27 protein-coding genes are annotated in these 22026 nt (G+C 40.3%); 1 reads left to right on the top strand and 26 read right to left on the bottom strand.

Annotated features, from left to right (window positions below; translation table 11 throughout):
* Window positions 1-81: 81 nt before the first annotated feature.
* From DCC39_RS19175 to DCC39_RS14585, 8 genes are read right to left on the bottom strand one after another with little or no spacing between them, the layout of a single operon-like run.
* Window positions 82-237, bottom strand: a complete 156-nt coding sequence (locus tag DCC39_RS19175; protein WP_165820897.1) for a hypothetical protein — start codon at window positions 235-237, stop codon at window positions 82-84.
* A gap of 29 nt (window positions 238-266) precedes the next feature.
* Complete coding sequence (locus DCC39_RS14615) at window positions 267-644, bottom strand: hypothetical protein (protein WP_116555641.1); 378 nt, start codon at window positions 642-644, stop codon at window positions 267-269.
* Between the two features lie 10 nt (window positions 645-654).
* Window positions 655-1806: a hypothetical protein gene (locus tag DCC39_RS14610; protein ID WP_116555640.1), complete on the bottom strand. Its 1152-nt coding sequence runs from the start codon at window positions 1804-1806 to the stop codon at window positions 655-657.
* 11 nt (window positions 1807-1817) lie between these two features.
* A complete protein-coding gene (locus tag DCC39_RS14605; protein WP_116555639.1) occupies window positions 1818-2375 on the bottom strand; it encodes a hypothetical protein in 558 nt (185 codons plus the stop codon).
* A gap of 5 nt (window positions 2376-2380) precedes the next feature.
* Window positions 2381-2743 carry a phage tail fiber protein gene (locus tag DCC39_RS14600; protein ID WP_116555638.1) on the bottom strand — a complete coding sequence of 121 codons (363 nt, stop codon included), beginning with the start codon at window positions 2741-2743 and terminating at the stop codon, window positions 2381-2383.
* Between the two features lie 11 nt (window positions 2744-2754).
* Window positions 2755-3465, bottom strand: a complete 711-nt coding sequence (locus tag DCC39_RS14595; protein WP_116555637.1) for a distal tail protein Dit — start codon at window positions 3463-3465, stop codon at window positions 2755-2757.
* Entirely contained in the window at window positions 3458-7276 is a 3819-nt protein-coding gene (locus tag DCC39_RS14590; protein WP_116555636.1) for a tape measure protein, read from the bottom strand. Before DCC39_RS14590 ends, DCC39_RS14595 begins: the two co-directional genes overlap by 8 nt.
* A 57-nt stretch (window positions 7277-7333) precedes the next feature.
* Window positions 7334-8686, bottom strand: coding sequence for a DUF2726 domain-containing protein (locus tag DCC39_RS14585; protein ID WP_116555635.1), 1353 nt, complete (start codon window positions 8684-8686; stop codon window positions 7334-7336).
* A gap of 90 nt (window positions 8687-8776) precedes the next feature.
* Here DCC39_RS14585 and DCC39_RS14580 point away from each other — a divergent pair, with 90 nt between their 5' ends.
* Window positions 8777-8929 (top strand): DNA-binding protein, encoded by a 153-nt coding sequence (locus DCC39_RS14580; protein WP_116555634.1) that lies wholly within the window; start codon window positions 8777-8779, stop codon window positions 8927-8929.
* 11 nt (window positions 8930-8940) lie between these two features.
* On the opposite strand, the gene gpGT is transcribed toward DCC39_RS14580, so the two are convergent.
* From gpGT to DCC39_RS14495, 18 genes are all read right to left on the bottom strand, one after another.
* Entirely contained in the window at window positions 8941-9069 is a 129-nt protein-coding gene (gene gpGT, locus DCC39_RS19865) for a phage tail assembly chaperone GT (RefSeq protein WP_407071862.1), read from the bottom strand.
* Between the two features lie 50 nt (window positions 9070-9119).
* Window positions 9120-9479 carry a phage tail assembly chaperone G gene (gene gpG / locus DCC39_RS14575; RefSeq protein WP_116555633.1) on the bottom strand — a complete coding sequence of 120 codons (360 nt, stop codon included), beginning with the start codon at window positions 9477-9479 and terminating at the stop codon, window positions 9120-9122.
* 118 nt (window positions 9480-9597) lie between these two features.
* On the bottom strand, window positions 9598-10191 hold the full coding sequence (locus tag DCC39_RS14570; RefSeq protein WP_165820896.1) for a major tail protein: 594 nt from the start codon (window positions 10189-10191) through the stop codon (window positions 9598-9600).
* A gap of 32 nt (window positions 10192-10223) precedes the next feature.
* Window positions 10224-10625, bottom strand: a complete 402-nt coding sequence (locus tag DCC39_RS14565) for a tail completion protein gp17 (protein WP_116555631.1) — start codon at window positions 10623-10625, stop codon at window positions 10224-10226.
* The gene (locus DCC39_RS14560; RefSeq protein ID WP_116555630.1) at window positions 10625-11032 is read right to left on the bottom strand and encodes an HK97-gp10 family putative phage morphogenesis protein; all 408 of its coding nucleotides are present in this window, start codon (window positions 11030-11032) and stop codon (window positions 10625-10627) included. Before DCC39_RS14560 ends, DCC39_RS14565 begins: the two co-directional genes overlap by 1 nt.
* Window positions 11017-11382, bottom strand: coding sequence for a phage head-tail adapter protein (locus DCC39_RS14555; RefSeq protein WP_116555629.1), 366 nt, complete (start codon window positions 11380-11382; stop codon window positions 11017-11019). Before DCC39_RS14555 ends, DCC39_RS14560 begins: the two co-directional genes overlap by 16 nt.
* A complete protein-coding gene (locus DCC39_RS14550) occupies window positions 11375-11653 on the bottom strand; it encodes a head-tail connector protein (RefSeq protein ID WP_116555628.1) in 279 nt (92 codons plus the stop codon). Before DCC39_RS14550 ends, DCC39_RS14555 begins: the two co-directional genes overlap by 8 nt.
* Entirely contained in the window at window positions 11653-12108 is a 456-nt protein-coding gene (locus DCC39_RS14545; RefSeq protein WP_205948523.1) for an Ig-like domain-containing protein, read from the bottom strand. Before DCC39_RS14545 ends, DCC39_RS14550 begins: the two co-directional genes overlap by 1 nt.
* A gap of 99 nt (window positions 12109-12207) precedes the next feature.
* Window positions 12208-13350, bottom strand: coding sequence for a phage major capsid protein (locus DCC39_RS14540; protein ID WP_116555626.1), 1143 nt, complete (start codon window positions 13348-13350; stop codon window positions 12208-12210).
* 3 nt (window positions 13351-13353) lie between these two features.
* Complete coding sequence (locus DCC39_RS14535; RefSeq protein ID WP_165820895.1) at window positions 13354-14127, bottom strand: head maturation protease, ClpP-related; 774 nt, start codon at window positions 14125-14127, stop codon at window positions 13354-13356.
* A complete protein-coding gene (locus tag DCC39_RS14530) occupies window positions 14102-15322 on the bottom strand; it encodes a phage portal protein (protein WP_116555624.1) in 1221 nt (406 codons plus the stop codon). The genes DCC39_RS14535 and DCC39_RS14530 overlap by 26 nt, the downstream gene beginning before the upstream one ends.
* 14 nt (window positions 15323-15336) lie before the next feature.
* Complete coding sequence (locus DCC39_RS14525) at window positions 15337-17130, bottom strand: terminase large subunit (RefSeq protein ID WP_407071861.1); 1794 nt, start codon at window positions 17128-17130, stop codon at window positions 15337-15339.
* A complete protein-coding gene (locus DCC39_RS14520; protein ID WP_407071860.1) occupies window positions 17102-17440 on the bottom strand; it encodes a P27 family phage terminase small subunit in 339 nt (112 codons plus the stop codon). Before DCC39_RS14520 ends, DCC39_RS14525 begins: the two co-directional genes overlap by 29 nt.
* Before the next feature lie 81 nt (window positions 17441-17521).
* Complete coding sequence (locus DCC39_RS14515) at window positions 17522-17875, bottom strand: HNH endonuclease (protein ID WP_116555621.1); 354 nt, start codon at window positions 17873-17875, stop codon at window positions 17522-17524.
* A complete protein-coding gene (locus DCC39_RS14510; RefSeq protein WP_116555620.1) occupies window positions 17862-18410 on the bottom strand; it encodes a hypothetical protein in 549 nt (182 codons plus the stop codon). Before DCC39_RS14510 ends, DCC39_RS14515 begins: the two co-directional genes overlap by 14 nt.
* A 64-nt stretch (window positions 18411-18474) precedes the next feature.
* Complete coding sequence (locus DCC39_RS14505; RefSeq protein ID WP_116555619.1) at window positions 18475-19110, bottom strand: putative periplasmic lipoprotein; 636 nt, start codon at window positions 19108-19110, stop codon at window positions 18475-18477.
* A 220-nt stretch (window positions 19111-19330) separates the two neighbouring features.
* Window positions 19331-19774, bottom strand: coding sequence for a transcriptional regulator (locus DCC39_RS14500; protein WP_165820894.1), 444 nt, complete (start codon window positions 19772-19774; stop codon window positions 19331-19333).
* A 332-nt stretch (window positions 19775-20106) separates the two neighbouring features.
* The gene (locus tag DCC39_RS14495; protein WP_240613661.1) at window positions 20107-21849 is read right to left on the bottom strand and encodes a phage/plasmid primase, P4 family; all 1743 of its coding nucleotides are present in this window, start codon (window positions 21847-21849) and stop codon (window positions 20107-20109) included.
* Between the last annotated feature and the right edge of the window lie 177 nt (window positions 21850-22026).

Here is a 22026-nt window from a genome sequence, read left to right as displayed (position 1 = left end):
GAACAACAAGCATAAAAAATACACCCTTAATTGGTGTTTTTTCTAATCTTCCTTACGTCGTTAAATGATCCGAATGCGACATTAAGCAGCACTTAATTGTTGCGTTAATTCATCGTACTCAGCTTGTGTTAAACGATTATTCAGCAAGAAAATATCAAGCTTGGTTTGCATATCCTCTTTTGATTCATAAGTTTTTCGGTCAATTAATGTTTTACAAGCACGGTAAGTTAAAATCATTTTTCATTCCTCCAATTTTTTTAATAGTATTAAATTAAACCCAATTCAACCATAGATAAACGAAAGTCGACATCAATAAGGTATTCTGTATTATCCAAGACAGATTCGCTGAGAGGTTTTTGATAAACAGGCGGTTTTTCGGGTTCATTCGGATCGGGATAGCTAAACTCAAGTTCCTTTGTTCCGGGATTTACTCGATAACCGTTACATTCTGCAAAATCTTGTGCGTATTGACCGTATTCGAGTTCTATTACATCGAAAGTGTCTCGGTTTCGTTCGGATAACGCTTTATATGTTTCGATGTCTTGCTCGACAGTTGTCGGGATTACATAACCTTGGCGTTCACCTGTGTCAATAATGACATTCCCTGTTTCTTTTTCGTGATATATCCTTCTTCCGATTTTCACATTTTCACCTCTATTCAAATGCTACCCACGGCGTTTGTATGGTTTCCGTCCCTGCTTTAAAACGATTAAGGGAAAAGCCGTCTCCTAGTCTCGAAAATACATTTTGAATAACCCACCATGTATTGCTGTAATTATAAATTTGTACATTCAAACTATTCTCTAACCAATAAACAGAAAGCACACCTTCCATTCTGGCGTATCCTGCTCTGTAATCGCTACGAGCAACGATAATACTTGGGGAAAAATCCAAACCTATCACTTCTGCGGTCTTAGAAGGAGTATCAGGCATAATCCCTCTCGCCCACTTTTTTCCTATACTAATCTGCCCAATCGCGTTTGCTAACTGTTGGAATGTAGGATCGGTAGGTAATACAACACTGTCATCAACACCAGTAATCGCACTACCTATTTTATTTTTCTTTTCTTGTAAAAAAGAAACTAAGTTTGCCACTGCATCGGTTGCTTCTATTAGTGAAGCATCTTCAGGAAGCGACATTAGTTCAAGAACAGGTCGCCAACCAAAAGTGGGTGATTTGTAAGCAGAACTTAAACTTCTAGACCTTGCAAGCCCAGAACCGCCTCTAGAAATAATATTATTTGTGCCAACTACTTTCTCTTGACACCAACTTTCCGAACCATAGCCATCTTCTCTCTGAGGACTGTCAGGTATATCGATGCCAGTGTACCGTCCGTCTGTTCCAGTACCATAACCATGATTCCAAACAGGCAGATCGTCTTCAACATTATTTAAGTTATGAAAAGGAGCATCACTGAGTATGGGTAACATAAGCCTATTCCATTCACTGTAGTGGTTTATTTCCCCTGAACTTCCATTAGCTGGATCACTGTTAGCCCCCTTCATCAACCTAACTTTATAACTAAGTCCATCAATTACAATTGTATTATTGCCATAGACAACACCCACTAAATTCAACTCATCCCAAGACAGGTTGTATCTAAATGTTTTTTTAGCAACGAATTGAATTTTTCCTTCGTATGCGAATTTGAGCCAAGGCTCATTTGAATGTTGTAATACTCCAGCAGACAAACCAATTAAGTTACTTAAACCCTGCCCATTTATTAACTCACTTGCTGGAACTTCACCAAAAAAACCCGCTTGCATATCTCCTGCTATCAAATTTTGCGGCCCCGGTATACTCACTCATTATCACCTCACATTCTCGCAATTAAATTATGCGACGCTATTAAATTAACCCTTGCGCCTTCGACTTTGGCGGTAATGTCGTCTTTAAACTGTATATAATCCGCCGAATGCGTCGCAAAGGCTTGCCGTAATTCGTTGATTGCAGCAACTAAATTTGATTTCTCTTCAGTTGTTAAATTCGCAAGATTACCTAGTTGGCTTTTTAATTCATTTACTGCTGCAACTAGGTTTGTTTTTACAGTAGTAGATAAATTATTTAAGTTTCCAATGCTGGTTTCTAAATCGTCCAAGGCATCGTTTAAAGCTTTATGCATTCCTGCCGTAAACCGGTTTTCAGCTTTCACGCCTGCATTGTGTGCCACTGCGGTTGTGCCTTCTTTGGCTCTTTCAACAGTCAAGGTATTTCCGCTGACTGCAATAACTTCCACGATTTCATCATCTATCGAAAGGCGGAAAGGTGCAGGAGGAAAAACACTAGCATCATCTACTGTGATTGTCGTGCCTGCCGTTGTCACAGATTGCGTTAATGTTACTTCTGCATTGTTGGCTGCGTTTAATCTGGCCAAATCATTCACCTCAATTCAATCGTATAATTGCCGACTGGTATAACAAATTGGTCATTCTCTCTAACGATCCTTGCCGCAGCTATGTTTGCGTCATCCAATCTTTTCCCGCCTGTTTCCGCGTCAAAAATACCCGCCCCGACAACTTCGCCCCAATCTGCTGTTGCAATGGCAAAGCGTACCTCAGCCGCGTTTTTAATTATCCCGCCCGATGGTTCCGTAAACGTCAATTCCTGCCTTTCATATGCATTTCCGTTTACTTCCCCGGATGAAGTAAAAAGCCCCACGTACACCTTGCTTGGCGATGTCATGGGGGTATTGCGAAAAACATGATTTAATACGTCTTTTATCGTTCCGGCTGTAATTGCCACATAATCAACTCCTAATAGTATCTTTCCGTATAAGTCATTTCAGTCGCATGGCTTGCCTTCAGCTTCACATATCCAGCCTTTAAGTTAAACCACACGGTTTCAAGTGATACAGCGACGGCTAAATCCTTACCATTCAGCCGCACTTCCCGCCTGTCGTAATCAATCGTTAAAATATCCCCAGCAATAAAATCATAGTTTAATATGATTTTTCCGAGAGTGTCGGTTTCCAGTACGTATTGAGACTGCGGCACGGTAAAACGCGTTTGGCTTGTCCAGGGTGTTTCAGTTTGGCCGTTAATCAAAAATGTTTGGAAAAAGGAACCGATTGAGATTGTGTGTGACGGGCCAATAGTTTCTTTAGCTATGAAACTTAACGTCCCTTCTCTAAGCCATGAAATTTTCTCGAAATCTTCCATTCCGTTCTGCAGCAAAGCCGTATATGTCCTTCCTGGTTCATCGTCAAATTCGAGCAGGCCCCAATCTTTAGTGATTAGCCAGTTTGTCAAACTTTCAATCACTTGCATTTGTGTTACATCTTCTTTCGCCACGAAACCGATTGGTTGGCTTATTTCCAGCAATCCTCGCTCAGTATTTTTCAAGCGATGCCTGCCGTTCCTGCTTACTATTTCTCTGTTTAAAGGATGAAAGGGCGACTTGGATCGCCCTCTTAATAAATAGATATCTTCGTTTCGCATCCCGTTAAATGTCATAGATTTACGCAAATCCAGGCACCCTCCTTTTCCTTGACTGTTTTCTTTGTTGCTGTTTCGTCACTGCAGGCTCAACGGCTTTTCCTACTTTTTCGCTGTCCATATATAGATCGGGATTTTTTGCAAGAAGCTGTTTTAAAATCTCGTTTTGCTCCATTGTCGCCGCCAACAATTTCCGCAAAACTGAATCATCATTGTTCGTCCCGACATTAGGCAACTGATGTGGCCGCTTATTCCCGGAAATTTCTTTGCCAGCCAAAGCAAGGAGCTTCATGGCATCTGTCCGCCTGGACGGATCCGTAGGGATGACGTATTCAGGCCAGCCGCCTTCAGCAAGCTTGTACAACCCTGTATTTTTAATCAGGCCACCAGTCTCATATCCGACTCCACGATAAGCTCTTGCCAGGCTACCATACCGTGCGACTGCGTAACGGATAGATGCCAAGATGTTATCAAGTGGATTCCAAATATTATTGAATCCGGGCATCTTGTATGCCTGGAATGTGGGATCAATGACTTGCATCAAGCCCTTGGACGGTGTTCCGCGTTTGGCATTGATGTCCCAGAGGTTGATAGCCCGTGGATTTCCTCCGGACTCGGTTTTCATTTGATACAACAATCTTTTTAAGTTTGCAGGTGAAAATTGGCCAGTCATCATTAATGCTCGAGTAGCAACGCCAGCCCATCTCTGAACACCGCCGCCTGCAGAAGGAACATTGCTTGTGAATTCCCCCAGCTTTTTCTTGATGAAATCGACCGGCTTTGTTTTTAAATAATTAAAACCCGCACTAACGATTTTGTTGGGAATTTGCGCTAAATTTTTGGCGATGCTTATTTTATCCATCACTTTTTTGACTAGTTTGGATGGGTTTGTTATATAGGACCAAACATCCTTGATAGAATCCCATAGACCGGTACCACCCGCATATTGCGGCATCTTACCTTTAATAATCTGCTCCGTCGGCTTATTGGGGATAACGTGCGTGCCTTTAGGCAGGTCTAGGATTGTGTGATGGTCAGGGCTAATAAATGATCGACCATCTGGTAGCCTGACCAATTCTCGCCCTTTCTCGCCTATCATGGCGAGACCGCCTTTATGGCCATCTTTTTCGGTTCCCTTTGCGTACTGTGGATAGTCCCATTTACCGATTTTAGATTTTATTCCTAGTTTTCCAGTAATCCAGTTGACCCCGTCAACGACTTTATTAAACGGCTTACCTGCCCATTTAATGATGGAATTACCAACGGATTTCATACCGTCTGCGGCTTTGCTTTTAGCATTTCGGATCCCGTCACCGATGCGCTTAGGCAGCCCTTTTGCTCCGTCAACAATATTATTAAATTGCTTCTTGACACCCGTCCACATTTCTTTAGCGAGATTTATAAAGTTGGTTTTAAGGTTGCGGACCGAGCTGAGCATCTTACCTACAAATGAGTTAGAAATTGCTGTTCTGATTTCCGAGATTTTATTGGTAAAATTGCTTTTGACTAGTTGCCACATGTTGGATATGTTCTGTCTAAAGTTTTTCGCAAAGTTAAAGATACTTGAGATAATACGGCCAATAAAGGAATTAGTTACCGACGTTCTTACTTCTGTTATTTTTTTCAAGAATATTTCCTTAACCCGTTGCCATAGATTGGAAATGTTTTGCCTAAAATTCTTAACAAAGTTAATGACATTTGAGATGATACGGCCAGCAAATGAGTTTTTCATCCAGTTCCAAACGACGGATATACCATTTGAAAATGTCGTTTTTGCACCAGTCCACATCTGTTTGATGAATCCACCAAATGATTTGACTAGACCGCCAACGCCTTTGAGAATTTTTCCAATAAACTGCAGCTGTATCCAGTTCCAGACAACTTTTATGGCGCCAAAAAAGATATTCTTGACTCCTTCCCACATTTTCTTGAAATCGCCTGTAAAGAGGCCAGAAAAAACCTGCACCAAGCCCATAATGATTTTTAGGGCCCCGGAAATCACGCCTTTTATATTGCCCCAAACACTTTTGATAATGGCCAGGACAGCTGGCATGACAAATTGAATGGCTTTCCAAATACCATTGAAAACAGCACCGACTATTTTTCCTATATTCGATATGGCTTGAATAATGGAATCTCCGTTTTGCTTCCAAAAATCTTGCAGCACTTTTCCTTGTTCTTTGAAAAAACTAATGACAGCGCCAATGCCGGTTTTTAAACCTGCCAGTGCTTTTCCTCCAAGCTCTTTGAGTTTGCCAATCAGATTTCCGACGCCTTCTCGAAATGTTTCAGATCGTTTATAAAGAACAATGAATCCGGTAGCGAGTAAGGTCAATATTCCGATCGTGATTCCGACGGGTCCAGTTAGCGCGGTAAATCCTAAACGTAGCCATTTTAAAAATCCACCGGCCTCTGCGATGGATTTTGATAATTCCCCTACATTAGTTGAAACCTTGGCCACAAACCCGCCAAACGTCCCTAACACCGACAAAGCTGGGCCAATTCCGACCGTTATGGCGCCTCCGATCAATGCACCTTTTTTGATGATGTTTTGCATGGATGGAGATAAGTTGTCAAACCATGACTTTACTGATTTCACTTTATCTATCAATCCGGTGAACATTTCCCCGAATTTGACGCCAGCTTTTTCTGCAATGCCGCCCATGCTGTCAATCCTGTCTGTAAAATCAGCAACCAAAGGTTTCAGCTGAGAGAAAAAACCCCCGCCTTTTCCGCCGGCATCTAAAAAGGAAGCGCCCAGGCGACCGACTGCGGCCCAGGCATTAGCGATTCCCGCGGTAAAGGATTCCTCACCCATTTTTTTAGCCGCGCCGCCAATATTCTTTTCAATGGCGTTCATGAGCATTTCGGAAGAAATCATGCCTTTGCTGGCCATTTCTTCAACGGTCATTCCTGCCTTTTTAGCTTCTTCTTCTAACCAAACATAAACTGGCAAGCCACGGTCAGCCAATTGCCGCAATTCCCCGTTATATGCCTTATTAGACGTTTGGACTTTGTTTAGGATAGAGCCCATTTCACTCATAGACGCTCCCGCTATTGCCGCCGCATCACCGGTCAATGATAGATACCTTGTGAGTTCTTTGCCTTCTTTGACCCCAGCTGCTACGGCATTGGCCGCCGTAGTTGCCGCTTCGTCCATCCCAAATGATGTCCCTTTAACGGATTCCAGGGCCGAATCCATAATTTTTTCCACACCTTTGGCATCATGCCCAAGTCCCTTTAACTTTGCCCGGGCATTGTCTATCCCCACGAGACGGTCAAAGCCTTTTTTAAGTGCAATGCCGGCCAAGGCAGACGCCGCACCAACCGCTGGTAAAGTGAGTTTTTTCGTTAAATTTTTACCCAGGTCCTTGGTTTTATCGGATATGGATTTCAGACCGCTGCCAAATTTGACAAGAGAATCACCGGTTTTATAAAGTGTGGAGCTTTGGATTTTTTGCTGTTTTTGGAATTCCTTAAATTCCTGCGTAACGCCGTCCACATATCTTTCCAGGTTCTTTAGTGCTGCCGCTTGGTTGTTGTATTCACGGGCCGCTTTTTCGGCTTCTTTTGAGCCGAGTCCGTGCTCTTTTATCATATCCTCGTAATGCTCTTTTGCCGCCTTGGTGACTTCTTTTTGGACTTCCAATTTTTTGTTAAGTCCATCAAGGCGAGTTTGATATTTTTCTACAGACTGTTTGGACCTGTCGAATGCAGACATATTCAGTTTCATTTCTGAATTGACGGTTTTAAGGCGGTCTTTTAAACCTGTAAGTCCACGCTCTACTTTCAAAGTGTCCAAATCCAGGCCGATGGAAAGGCCCTTTATCCGTTCTGTCAAATGGTTTACCTCCTTTCTTATGTAATAAAAAAAGACTGCCTAAAAATTAGGTAGTCTTTAAGAGATTGCTTGAAATTTGCCCGTGATTTTATTTAGTTCTTTGTTTAAAATTTCTTTTATATTATTAAACTCCCAATAGGGAATTTCGATTAACGGAATGCTTTTTTCTTTGCAATATCTCCTTTTTATTTCATCGCGCTTCTGGCGTGCTTTAAATTGATGTTCCCCACCAAAATGCCTTGTCGGCTGATAGTGCTGTTTGCCATGAAATTCGATCAAACAAATTAATTTTTCATTATCAAAGATGCCAAAATCAAACGGTAAAGGTCTTTTGTTTCTGCAATCATCAAACTTTATTTGCGAAATATAATCAATTTTGTTCTTCAAAAGATATTTGCTAATTTCCCTTTCGCCGCGCGATTGGTTACATGCAGGACAACGAGTACCATGGGTAGTGAAATTAAAAGGAACAACTTTCCACTCAAAATAATTACAACTTTTATTATTGTGACGTATTTTTATTGGAGTGTCGGCATTAACATATTCGCCAACCACGGTGTAATTATCGCCTTCCAATTCTCGTACTTTCCTCTTAAAACCTTCAATGCCTTCTCTGGCGTTACCGGCGCATTTAGGGCACATTTGCCTTTTATCCACTAAGTTTGACGGAAGGACCGCCCACTCATATCTATCACACCTATCATTATTATGTCGAACTAACACTTTTGTGTTGCTATTTACATACTCACCTATAACAGTTATTTCACCTTCGAATTCTTTATTAACAAGTTCTTTAAATTCGTCATGAGTCATTCTATGGAAACCGTGACACCTGGTACACCTTTTACCTTCTCTGTTTTTGCTTCCCATAAAATTATCTGGTGTGGTTTTATACACATGTCCGTTCGGGCACATTACCTCCACTTGTTTTCTAGCAAATTCATACTTGCTGCCATTTACTAAAGTGTAGCGGGCCTTCTGTAGAGCTTCGTGAAACTTTTTCACTTTACTAAGTTTTAAACATTCTTTGCATCTATAACCATTATTAAAAACGCGAGGGGACACATCGTATACGTGATCGTTAGGGCATTTAACCTTTACGTGAGTCGTTGAGTCCACATATTTGTTCCCCTCTATCATCACATAACCGCTATCCTTTAAATTCTCATAAAATTCATTGGCAAAATGAAGTCTTTTATTTTCGAGATGACATTCCACGCATCTTCGCCCCAATTTAAATTTATATGGAGTAACACCATAAGTGTGACCATTGGGGCACGTAACCATTACGCGATCTTTAGATGTTTTGTACCTCGAATCCCCAGATAAACGGTATCCGTCACTGAGTAAAGATTGGTAGAATTCTTTTGCAAACCTATTACTTTCGTTTTCTATTAAATCTTTTAACACAGACCATTCACCCCTACTCCATTATATCACGGTGTTATCACCTTTACAATATTATGATTACACTTTATAATGTGTCTGGAGGTGGTCATAATGACAATTTCGAGCGATAAGACAAGGACTATGCTAACTCTAAGAAAAGAATTAAAAGAACAAGCACAGGAACGGGCAAAACAAGAAAACAGAAGTTTAAACAACTTAATAGAAACAGCCCTTATCGAATACCTAAATAAGTCCGCAAAATGATGCGGGCTTATTTAAGGAAGGTCCATAACAGACGTCACTTTTTTAGGTTTGTTCCTTTCGCGCAACAACTCGATTAAAAAGTGAAAAGGCGTTTTCATAATTTCGTTTATGTCTTTTCCTTCTTTTGTTAGATCAAGGATGAGTTTCTGTAAGTATTCCTTTTGCTTGGAGAAAGAAAAGTCCTCATCCGTTAACGCTTCTTCTCCAGGAATTTTTTTGTTGCATCAGATTGTTCCCCGCGTGCAACAAAGAAAATTTGGGATTGCAATTCATCAATTGCGTCCGGCGCATGGAGCCTTTGCCTAATATCATCCTTAGTAAATTGTCCGTTAAATATTTTTTGGGCAACAAAATCAGCCATTTCCAATATGGATTCGCTTCCTGTTATTTCGCCATTCTCCAGCTTTTCTGCAAAATCAACAGCTTCCAAAGTTACATCAAGAGGGATAAATGGCGACGTCCAGTATTTATCGAATTCGGGCTCCCCGCCTTTGATTACCTCTTCTGGATTCTTAATGAGTTCAATCATATTTCGTTTTAAATTTGCCATTCTATATTACTTCCTTTCGATTATAATTAACGCAAAAAAAGCCCTGAGCTTAAATCAGTCCCAGGACAGCTTAATTGTTGTATCCGTCCTGGAATCTGGTTTAAGATTTACGGGCTGTCTAGGGTGTTACCTCTGCACCAGGATAGGGTTTTCCGAAAATCGCTTGGAAAATTTCATCCCGCACAGTTGTTTCTCCTGGAGCATCTGTCCCCCTTAGGCGCATGACCTTCTGCCCTTCAATCACGCGGGACATAAATTCCCCTTCTACCGTTTCGTTTCCGAATTCAATGGACTCTTCCTTTGATGACCCGGACACAGATGGCATTGTAAATTTCCCTTTCACAAGACCATACCAGCTTTTTCCTCCGTCCTGATCTTCAATCGTGAAGACAATAGCGACGTATGGAGGGTTTGAATCCGGTCCATAAGCATCTAAACTACCAACCTTGGTTAATCCAAACAAAGCGCTTTTATCTTCTTCCGGAATCTTGTGGAATTGCCCGCTAACTGTCATTGGGCCATTTGACGTGGCCATCTCAGCCACCTCGCCGTCTCCAAAAGCTTTTACAATTTCCTGCTGTGCTTCCACGGTGATTTCTTGCAAAAATTTAACTCGTTCAATGTCGCCCTTCACTTTGTCAGTGTCATCCAGCACAGCATAATGAAAATCATTTACGTTGATAGCTGCTTTATAGCTTTTTCCAGTTGCCAACTTAATCACTCCTTTTAAATTAAAAAAGACACCTATAAGGCGTCAAAATCTTCTCGATATGCTTTTCCTCGATAGCGCCGGGCGTCACGATATGTGTTAGTGTCCTTGTCCCATTCAGGCGGCATACCGCTTACCTGCGCAAATCCTAATTTATCCCACATGATATTCTTAATTTGTTTGGCAATGGCGTCCCTTTTTGTTCTGCCGCCAGCACCTTGGACCCAAACTTCAATGTGAATGAAATAGTCATCGGTTAGCCAAACGTCATCTGCATAATCACCTGGCATTTCTGGACCGACTTCCTCCAGAACAATAATCGGGCCGAATTTATCACCTGTGGCTGGATACTCATAAAATTTAATCCTGTTGCCGACCTCTGCAGCAATGAAGGGATCTGATTTCAAAGCCTTATAAACTTCATCAAGAATATCCATCAGATTCCCTCCCTTATCGCCTTCTTGATTGCTTCCCGATAAGCATTTTCTGCATTTCTGAGAGCAAGCGCTATTTTACCTTTCCCGCGCGGCCTGGGATTCTTGACCGTTCCCCATTCATTCAAGTGAATAATTCGGTAACGCCCGTGGGGACCGCGCCAGTGGACCTTGATAGTGCGGGCGCCAGCTTGCGTGAAAGGTTCGGATATTGTTATTTCATCGTAGGTGTGACCTTTCGACTGTCCTTTCCCATCCGAAAAAGTCCTTACTTGAGCCTTTAACTCTTTGACAAACACTTCCGCCCCAGCTTTTAAAGCCTTATCGCTTATGCGCTGCATAGCTGCCTTGCCAAAGCGCTTTTCAAGTTCGGCAATTAATTTTTCTTGACCAGTTACCCTGACGCCCATTCTGTCGCCTCCGCTACAACTTTGATAAAACGCTTGTCCTTCACATCGGGATGCATTTTCTTGATATTGAAGCGAACATAATTCCCTTCATCGTCCTGGTAAGCATCATCTAGAACTGCTAAATAATGTTTGTTTGAAGGCTTGTACTCGCCCCGTGGATCCCTGATTCGAGCTGTCACAGAATAAAGGACGTTGGTGCTTAGAGATTCAATATCTTTCATGGAAGGCTCATAGATTTCTGCCCAACATTCCCACAGTTGCCGTTTTTCAACTTCTCCGGGTTCAGGGCCGTCGCTTGGGGCATATTCAAAAAACTGAATGCGCGTATTCAAATCTGATGCGTTACTCATTCGGACTCACCACAACTGAGAAGTTTTTCAGTTTTAAAATCAATGTCTCTAGCACTCTATTGTCTCGTTTTTCGAGTCCTCTATCTTCATAGTTTTGTGTGACAATCACCTTTATAGCTAGTTCATACAATGGATAGTCCGGGTCAGCCTTTTTCCTCTCAGCCACACCCGACAATGTTAATTCAGCTTTGGCCGCTTCAATTAATGAGAGGATGACACCGTCCTCGTAGGTGCCATCAACCCTCAAAAACTCCTTAACGTCATTCAACATTACCCTTCACCTTCTGGAGGAGGCTCCGGTTCAGTCACGTTCACAGTTGACGTTCCTTTTATGCTCGTCTTTTCGGTCGATGCGGCCGTAACTGTAGCTGTTCCTGCAGCAACGGCTGTCACTTTTCCGTTAGCATCGATGGTGGCGATTTTTGTATCAGAACTGGACCATGTAACCGTCTGCCTAGCAGTGGCCGGTGTGACAGCTGCTGATAGATTACGAGTAGCGCCAACTTCCAAGTTATTTGTTTTCGGCGAAATATCTACAGCTGTAGGTTCGCTGTAGGTTGTTTTGACTCTGATTGGATCGGATAGCTCACTCTCACCAACACTATTTTCAGCACTTACCTGATACGTGTATTCTGTATTCGGCGTCAAACCGGTATCGGTAAATGTTTTTTCAGTTAGCCCGCTTTTAATTTTTTTACCATCTCGATAAACGTTATAAGTCGTCAACTCCATTCCTCCTTAAAAAAGCCCTGAGCCCAAGGCTAGTCCCAGGACAATGTAATAGTTTTATCTGTCTTGGAACCCGCCTTGAGATTCACGGGCTTGTTAGGGTGTGGAAGTTACTTTCGCAATACGGAAAGCAGATTTCAACTTGATTTGATGATCAAACCAAGCCGTAACAACAAATTGCTCGATACCTGTTTTAACATCTTTGTCACGCTCGTAAAGCGTTGTACCAATGTCATAGTTAAAGTGAGAGTAGCTGAAGTCGCCTACAATCGGCTTAACCGCCGCATCACTGAACACTACACGCTTCCCAAGGACTTGTTCCGGTTGAGCACTATAGAGCGTAGCATTCCCGTTTGCTAGTTTTTCAATTATGTCGGAATAATCTTGGTAACGCATAACGATTGTTGCGTTTTCCCGGTAATCTTCATGTAAGTCGGCAATTGCCTTTCTAATAGCTTGATAGTAATCGTCGCCTTCGATTTCCTTGATACCTACCGCGTAAAAGGACATATGTTCCTCGCCTGTTTTAGGTGTTTCAGCGAAAGCAACTTTCCTTTCTTTTGCCGCTACCCCAGATTGAAGAGCATTTTCTACATGAGACACAAGGTTTGTGTGAGTTCCCTGCAAAACAGTTTCAGAAACTCCTGCAAAAACTTTAAATTTATTACGTCCGAAAGTAACAACGTCACCAGTAGCTTTCAATTCCTTTGCTGTTTCCTTATCTTGGATGAAGTCGTCATCATCAAGAGTAAAATTAACCTTTGGGATCTCAAGGTTTGTAATAGCAGTAAAAGTGGAAATTTCCCTCAATTGGTTTTTGACGAGTGGCTCAGAAATGATGTCATTCGCTACCGTTTTGGGTAGGAATTTCCCCCCGCCTGTGTTATCGTCTCCTAGCGCTTGATAAATTTCTTGGGAAACAGGCTTGTTCGCCATAACGTTTTTAATCAACTCAGCTTTTGCCTGGACGACTTTTTCTTTCGGATCAGCAACTCCAGAAAGCCCTTGAGCCTGTTTTTGCTGCGCAATTTTCTTTTTCTGTTCAGCTTCCATTTTGTCATGCTGTTCTTTAATGACATCAAAACGAGCTTTCAAGTCATCTTTTGACTTTTGCAGGTTTTGAATTTCTTCCATTGTTGCAGCCGGATCTACAGCTTTTTGAGAAAGTTCACCTTCTACTTTTTGAAGTTGTTGCCCAATAGTTAACAAGTTTTGTTTTAATTCATACAAAGTTTTCATATTTTATATTCCTCCTAAAATTGTTTTGGTGTATTCCTGTGAATATTTTGCATCATCAGCGATTTTTTGGCGCAGGGCCATTTCTTCGGCTGAAATAACTGATTCTTGTACAGCATTGAAAAGGTGTTTTGGCACATTTTGATATTGATTTAAAAGCTCAATATCGACACATGCAACTGCGTCTTTTTCTTCTTCCAAGATTGTGATATTGAACAATTCTGCTGCTTCTTCAGCATCTAGCCAATTGTCCTCCCCGTTTAGAAGTTCTGCGATTTTTTCATCAGTTAACAGATCGGTTCCTTTGTCCTTATAGGCCGGAATACATGTTTTAGATTCAATTTTATCTAACCAATCGGCTTGCTCGCGGCAATCAACAGCATTTGCACTCCACAGTGTGATCATCGGTTTATGAATCATGAGAAAAGTATTCTCATACATGTAAATGTTGTCAGCTTTCATAATTAAATAAGATGCTGCAGAAGCCGCAATCCCATCGACATAAGCATTAATAGTTATCCTGTTTTTAATACGATCCAACTGATTAATCATTGCATTTGTGGTAAAAACTGAACCCCCAGGAGAATTAACATACATGTTCAATGTCTTGACCGTTTTGGGTAAATCTTCTAAAGCCTGACGAAATTCGGTAATGGTTACATCTTCGTCTCTCCATTTATAACCACTGATAATGGCCCCATAAATAAAAAGATCTGCGGATTTTTCATCGGCAGATGCTTTCATTTCCCAAAATTTATTCGGTTTTTGATTCTTCCCCACTTCTATCACCTCCTTTACGGCGTTCTCTCGGATCCATTGAGATTGGATATAAATCTCCACTAACAAACAATTCAGAGGCATTCCCGCCTTCCGGCGGCAAGTCCTCAAACTGCCTGATTTCGTCCGGCTTAAACCAACCGCCCCTTACACCTGCCTGGTAGAATTGTGTTCTGGCTGCCATATCCCCTCTCAACAGACCATTCAAGTTGAACTTAAAATAATATCCTTGTTTCCTTTCTTGTTCGGTGAGCAACTTTCGATTAAATTCATGTTCATATTGCCGCACAATAGGCGTTAATGTCATTTGTACAAATTGAATCATCATTTGCTCGTTTGACGAATAACTTTGCCCTTCATCGTCATTTAGAAAGGACACAGGAACATTAAACACGTTTGCCACCCGTGAACGAGTGATTTTTTCGGACTTCAATGTGTCTGACGCGAAATATTTCTTGTCAATGGGGTCAACAGTTACTCCCGGCTCTTGGAATAACACTCCTCCATTTTCTCGATAAAAAGTCCTTAAGTTTTCGGTAACTTGCTTTCTTTTTTCCTCGTCTATGTTAGATCCATAAGTGATGACAAGACTCTCTTTCTTTTCCATCTCTGACAGGCTAAACTCTTGGACCGCTTTATCATATAACAATGTGTTTTTTAGAACTTCCAACGGGCTTATCCCCTGCCAGCGTGAAGCGCCAGTAATATGTTTTACATGCAACATGTTCATGTTGTGGATGTAGTAAGTTCCGTCGGTTCCAAGCACTTGATACCATAATGATTCATCATCCTTGTTCAAAAAAGGAGTAACGTATGTTGGATCAATAGGAATGAGGGCTTCAACTTGCATCCGAATGTCTCTTATAATAAGCGCATAGGCATTACCGTGCTCATTTCTTGATACTTCCATTTTGTTAATAAAGTCAAAGCCGTTCATATTTGGGTTTGGGGCATTGACCAAAATATCATAAGCCTGATTCGTTTTTTGTTCATAACTTTGATGCAGCTTTATCGGCAGCGAAGAAACCGTATTGGCCAAACGGGAAATAACGGAAAAAATGGTCTCGTTTGTCGCCAATCTGCTGTTATCAATCCCCCAAAACGTACGACCGAACCAAGATGAAAAGTCGTACATCTTCCCTTTCCATCCAGCAGCCGCTCCTTTGGCCGCCGCCTTAAATCGGTTGAACCATTTCAAACTCTCACCACCTTTCAAGCATTTAAAATATCGTTCACTGACATAAACTCGATATTTCCCTCACCCGCCGGCTCAACCATTCGCCCCATAACCTCTGTGTGGGCATTTAAAAAGGCCGCAAACCCGTCTATTTTACGGTAGCGACCATTCTTTTGAGGTAAATTATTCCGATTTCGATCGGGAACCATCTTGACGTTATTAACGTACCAACGGAAAAGTTTGTTGTTGTTAAAAATTACTTTTCCATCGATGAATAACTCTTTGCAATCATCCACAGCAGGACCAAGCGTTAGAGCGCCTTGCCTTACTTTCATTGTTTCGAACCCGTGATTTTCTAACGATTTATTTAAACGAAAAGCTTTTGCTGGGTCATAAGTGATCAATTCGATTGTAAATAACTTACTTTTCTCGATAAACCACTCTTCCACAAGTTCTTTTTTCACGTATTCGCCTGGAACAATTGTTAGCAGACCTTCTTTTTCGAATTCACGATACGGAATATTTTCATTCGCCGCCTCAACTTTCTTTTCCGGAATCCATGAGTGAGAGAGAACAAAAACTTCACCTGTATCAAGTGGGAATTCAAGACAAGCACTTGTAAAGTCCTCTGTATCGGACAAATCATACCCACCTACACACCGGGATCCACGCAGTGAATCAATGTCTATCATTTTGTTGTTGCGCTGAATCGTTTTGAAGTCTAGGAAACTTTGTGCGTCAGCCTTAACAAAGAAATTAAACTGCTTCGTGATAAAGTCTGACCGTTCCTCAGGAGTACGTTTGTCTTTCTCCCAATCTTCGACCAAAATATCCAAGTCTAGGGAAACACCCATATTTGGGTTGGCCTTAATCCACGCTTCCGGCTGCTCAAACTCTTTTTCGCTATCAAGTTCGGCGATAAAATAAAAAGTACGCTCGTCTTCAAGCGCACCTTCAAGCACATCTGCAGACTGTTCATAATAGTTTACAAGTGGACCATCCAATTGGTAGCCTGCAGTTGTTATATACAAAATCAACGGCTGTTTACGGGAACCACGCGATTTTTTGATAACATTTATCAGTTTATAGTCTTTGAATTCGTGGATCTCGTCAAAAATACCCAGATGCGTATTCAATCCGTCAAGATTTTCACTGTCGGATGCTCTTGGTTCAATTTTAGAAATCGTCTTATCATAGAAAATTGCATCTCGGGTTGGCCTGAACTGTTTTCGAAGCTTAGGTGATTTTTTAACCATCGCCTTTGCTTCATCAAAAATGATGCCCGCTTGCTTTCTAGTGTTGGCCAACAAGTAAACGTCAGCGCCATTTTCACCGTCTTTACTGAAAGAATAGAGGGTTAATCCGCTAACAAGAGTAGATTTACCGTTTTTTCGACCAACAAAAATAAGGCCCTCGCGAAAGCGCCTTATACCTGTATCCTTATGAACCCATCCGTAGAGAGAACCAACAACAAAATGCTGCCACGGTTGAGCTACAAGCTGACTGAAATCCCCTTTGGATGGTTTGCAAAATTTTTCAATGAACCTTATGGGCCGGTGCCCTTTTTCTTCAACAAATATCCAAGGAAAATCATCAGTTCCTTGTCTTTTTAAGTCTTTTAGGTGCCTTCTGGCAGCCATTTTGTTCTTTTTACTGGCCTTTATATTACCTTTGACAACCTGTTCAGCGTACCAAGTGGTTAGTAATTTACCAGATGGCTTCTCGAGAATATGGCCTTTCTTAACCTGCTCTTTTTTCCAAGTGATAAAGCTAAAACTCTTTTTTGCCTTTTTAACGCTGTCAGAAGTTGTCGAAGTCGTCATCGTCATCCCCACTCACTATTTTCTTTCTTTGAGCAGGTGTCAATCCGAGTGACTTTAATAGGTTATTCAATGTTTGTACAGTCTTAGTCAATTCAATTGAAAGGGGGTTTTTAACCAAATTTGTGGCCCCGGCTTTGTTTGTATACTCATACATTAATTCGGATTTTTTAATCTCCCTTTGAAGCCGTCTATAAAATTGGTGAGTTTCAATATACAGCTGGATGAGCTGTTCATCTGATTCCTCGTAATTTTCACCTAGATATTCGATCAACATTTTTTTAGTAGGAACTGCCATTTGTAGGTTACCCCCTTTCATAAAAAAAATTCCCGCGGTGTAAGCGATGGGCCCCGCCCCGGTCCCCAAGCGATCCGAACCGAATTTTCGGGGTAGGGGGGGCTATGTTATTTCCGGATTAGCTTCAAATTCAACGACGTTCAAGTTTCGTTTTTTTCGCTTTTCTTTTCGTTTTCCTCTGTCTGGATGCCGTTTCTCATGACAAGATAAACACAAGCTGACAAGGTTTGAAGGTTCAAAAGCCAACTCTGGGTAATCCCGCAACTCTTTAATGTGATGAACCATTTGCGCCGCAACTACTTGATTTTTTTTCAAATGGTCTACGCACAGGAAATTATCACGACACAAAATAACTTCTCTGCACTGTCTCCATTTCTTTGACTTGTAGAACGACCTGGCTTCCTGATCGCGTTTGTATTTATCGTAGTGTTGTTGACTGTTCTTAATATAAGGCATGCTCTCTAATCCTACGCTCTATGCGATTGGATGTAGGTTGCTTGTTCCCTGTCTCTTGATGTTCAATAATATAAGTTAATCCACCACCGTCATCAGCTGTAGATGTTTCCCAATCAAAAAGAATGTTCTTCTTGGACTTAACCTCTTCACCTTTATAAAATACTTTAGGAACTGAATTTTCATCTTGTAATTCGATTGTTAATAAAGGTTTAGGCTTTAAATATTTTTCCCGAACCTCTTTCCATTCGTTACTGTTATAAAATTTCCTTTCCTCTTTTCGATCTTCCGAAATAGATCCTAATGCATATATAAATGCATCTACTGCATCTTGAGCACGCTTATCATCAATCTGCTTTTGTATTTCCTTGTTTGGTTTCCAGTCATCTTTCAAATACTTATGGATATAAAATAAATCTACATAAGCACCATTACATTTAGGACAGACGCTAATCTCTTTCCATTCTTTTTTTGCTTCATAAGTACTGCCACCGTGACCACAGACCAAACAATTTCTTACATATCCTCTATTAGTCAATTAATACATCTCCTTTAATGCATAATTAAAAAGACACCCACTAAGTGAGTGCCTTAAATATTAATTATTCCTTTGTAAATTCCGATTCAATTGGTTCACCTATCGTTTCGTTGAACTCATCTTCATCGTCCCAAGGTGGTTCAAAAGTAACTTTAAATGACTCCGGTACTTCGTATTCTAAGTCCACCTTTACAAATCCTTTTGTTTTAATACCAGGTTTGCTATTACCTATTCCATACATATCATCAGTTTGCGCCTGTTCTTGCTTGTCAGTAATTAATTCCATGTCCATATTGTATTGAACTGTTTTATCTGTATCGTTTAGCGTTTCTGCAAAGACGCCAATTACATTTTTTTCTTCTGTGTCTTCCAATAACGCAATAGAAAACTTAACTTTATATCCATCGAAATCAATATAATTGAACCCATCTTCATCAGTATCATCATTTGAATACCAATCTTTTATAAGATACGTATAATCCCATTCGTCATTAAATACTTCAATGCCGTTATTCTTATTACCAGCTTCCATTGGGTCGTCCGTTTCCTTTAAGAAACCTTCTTCATCAACCTGCTTTTGTTGATCGTCTTGCACATCTGGTTGTTCCTTTACCACTTCATCGTCCGATGTTTTTTCATTACTTCCGCAACCCACTAAAACAAATAATACTGCTGCAAATATAAACAATACCTTCTTCAACCCATCAACCCCCTACACGTTTATGTAGGTCTATTGTCTGATAATTGGAAGAAATATGCAATAAGAAAAACTAAAAAGAGAAGCCCAGTCCTCGGAAGAAAACATGGGCCTGATCACTACACACATCAAAGTCATGATGCCTACATACAACTTTCGACACTACCATAATAACACGTTTGAGCACCCTGAAAGTATCATCTTAGTATCATTTTCCATTTTATTAACGTTCACCCAGCTCATGAGCAATCGCATACACAATCTGTTTACGCCATCTTAAAGCGGTCATCCTGCCAATGTTACACTCCTTAGCAATACCTTCCCACGTTAATTCTCCTGGACGTTCCCAATAATAAAGATTCATGAGTTTCTTTTTATCATCATCTAATCGTTCATATATTTTTTTGATTGCATCCGTAATGGAATACATGCGTTTTAATTGTTTGTGTTCCAATAAAGCTGTGACTTTACGTTCAACAGGACTTATATTTGCTCTCACTGAATTCTTACCAACGTTCGTATTTTCGTCATGGTTATTTGTTGTGCTATGTTCAATCTCATATTCTATTAATTCGATATGTTTCACGGTTTCATGATACGAATAAATTTCACTTTCGATGTATTTAAAAGTAGACGGTTTTAATTCATCTATTTGCTTAATATGCAATTTCGTACCTCCTTTAATGGTTACAAATAGAGTTACATCAAGTTACAAATGATTTGTAACCCTAAAAACCTTGATATATCAACGTTTATAGTTTCTGGTTACAAGGTTACAAATGTTTTCGGATCTTTTTTTTATTTATTTATTTTTCTTTATTACTTATTTTTATATAAATATCTATATTTATTTGTAACTAGAAAGAAAATATATAGTATAAACCTATATATAATAAGGGTTTGTGACGGTTACAAATGTATTTTTTATTTGTAACCTAATTACATGATAAAAAGCTTCGCAATCCCTTATATACCAACGGTTTCAGCCGGTTACAAATGTCATGCTTGATTTGTAGTACTATTTGTAACCAAATCGTATATCCTCACTGTTTTTCCATCCTTTTTAACCGGCTTACTTCTAAAACCAGCATTACTTAAACGCCTTCCAAATTCACGACTTCCAACTTCTTTCAAACCATTTTCTGTACAATAAGCAACATACTTTGCATAAATGCCCGTTGTTCGTTTTCCGGATATGCTCTCGCTGTACTCGTCAATAAAGGCGGCAACATTGTCGCTTTCAATAAAATATTGTTTAGTTTTATTTTTAATTGTAATGGATTCAGATATATCCGTTCCATTCGCCTTAATCCTCTCAATACCGGTTAATGCTAGGTTAAGCAGATAAGATTTAGCCGTATCAGATGACAGTTTGTCATCAATCTCATTGTCAATATTGGTTACGACGTTATCGCAAGGGATGACAATCACACGTCGCATAATTCCCCCTGATTTATCTTTAAAAATCGGCATGTCATTACAGGTAAAAATTAACGTTGCTTTGTTGTTTACTTCCACTGCACTTTTATAAATTGGCCTCACCATTATTGGATCACCCGAAGCAAGCGTCTTAAAATTACTAGACTTGTCCAAGTAGCTGGCATCGATATCATCCCCGATATTTACAAGTTTACCCACAAGGCTATAAACGCTCGTATCATCGTCAAATTTATCAAGAGGCAAGAAATTTGCTGACTCACTAATAAAGTTTTTTATCATTTTTACAATCGTTGACTTACCATTCTTCCCTTCACTTCCTTGAAAGAAAAACACTTTGTGCGGAAACGCTCTAGTCATGAGCATATGGCCAAACATTTCCTCAATAACCATGCGAAGATCTTTCCTTTCACACGTTAAGAAGTTTAAGAACTCATCAACTTCTTTGTTAAATACAGCAGGATCGTAGTCCACATCTAAATAAAATGGTGTAAAGCCCGTATCGACTTGTATAACCTCTCCATCATCAATGATATAACCATTACGCAGCTGAATTGGGAAGTCGTCATAATCAATACGTTCTGCCTTTATTTCGAAAAGTGTAAGCAGTTCTTTATGCTGTGAGGGTTTTAATTGAATTAATCGGTCAATTGCTCTAAGTAGTAAATTATCATCGCTGATATAACGGGCATTCTGTTTAAAATACAACCGATGCTGATAAAATTTAATGTCAAGCTTTTCAACAAGGACTTCTGAAGTCATCACCATATCTTTAGGGTTAAGGTACTTGTTATTGTTCTTTCCTATATTTTTAGACAGTACACTTTCAATAAGTCTCTGAAGTTCGCGTTCTTTCATCGGCTCTTGGAACACATACTCATTAATAAAAGCAGCTATATACGTTACAGATTTATCATCAGGCTTGTACATTTCCCTCATTGTAAGTAAGTGAGTAAACAGGCTGCTGTTACGCCCGTCACCGTCTTTCATTTGGTAAAGGAGTTGCGATAGTTTACTAGGGTATAATTCAAAAGGAAGAGACGGGAGATTGTCCCAGTCTCCTAATAAGTGGCCATTATCTAGCTCTCTCATATACCCGTTTTGCTTTATAATTCCTATAGCACGGTTGCTTGTTTTATAGTCAACAGTTATTCCTGCATTGACTAATTTATTGGTCCAGTTTTTAATGAGTACGTTTTTAGGTTTCTTATAATAAAGATGGAAACCGCGATTTGTATATACTTTTAACGTTGGATATTTGCTGTAAATATATCCGCCAACGTCAGTAAAATCATCAAAATCCACAACCACAATGTCGTTATTTAAAAGGATGGCTGCATCTTTATAGTTCGTGTGATCTGTTGAAAAGATATCAAATGAATGTTTGGCTTCCTTGCCGTCCAGTTCAATGTATTTAAGGAAGCCTGTCTTAGCTGCTACAGTGATGGGAATACCTCCCTTCTTTATGTCTCTAATTCCTCT

The organism is Pueribacillus theae (genome assembly GCF_003097615.1).
Taxonomy (GTDB): domain Bacteria; phylum Bacillota; class Bacilli; order Bacillales; family UBA6769; genus Pueribacillus; species Pueribacillus theae.
The sequence above is the reverse complement of the archived record's forward strand: the minus strand, read 5'-3'. Positions and strand labels throughout refer to the sequence as shown.